Source organism: Streptomonospora alba, from assembly GCF_000826685.1.
Taxonomy (GTDB): Bacteria; Actinomycetota; Actinomycetes; order Streptosporangiales; family Streptosporangiaceae; genus Streptomonospora; species Streptomonospora alba.
The window spans coordinates 1-248 of the sequence record NZ_JROO01000092.1; the positions used below are offsets into that span (position 1 = coordinate 1).

The window sequence follows — 248 nt, forward strand, 5'->3', positions numbered from 1 at the left end:
TCGCTGAAGTCGAACATCGGCCACACCCAGGGCGCGGCCGGCGTAGGCGGCGTCATCAAGATGATCCAGGCGATGCGGCACGAGACGCTTCCGCGGACGCTGCACGCCGACGAGCCGACGCCGGCGGTGGACTGGTCGAGCGGCGAGGTGCGCCTGCTGAATGAAGCACGCCCCTGGGAGCGGAACGGTCGTCCGCGCCGGGCAGCGGTCTCCGCATTCGGCTTCTCGGGGACGAATGCGCATGTGGT

At 69.8% G+C, this 248-nt stretch carries 1 protein-coding gene; it reads left to right on the forward strand.

Going from position 1 to position 248, the window contains the following annotated elements; genetic code table 11:
- The coding region (locus LP52_RS25405; protein ID WP_040276957.1) for a ketoacyl-synthetase C-terminal extension domain-containing protein at positions 1 to 248 on the forward strand (248 nt) is incomplete at both ends.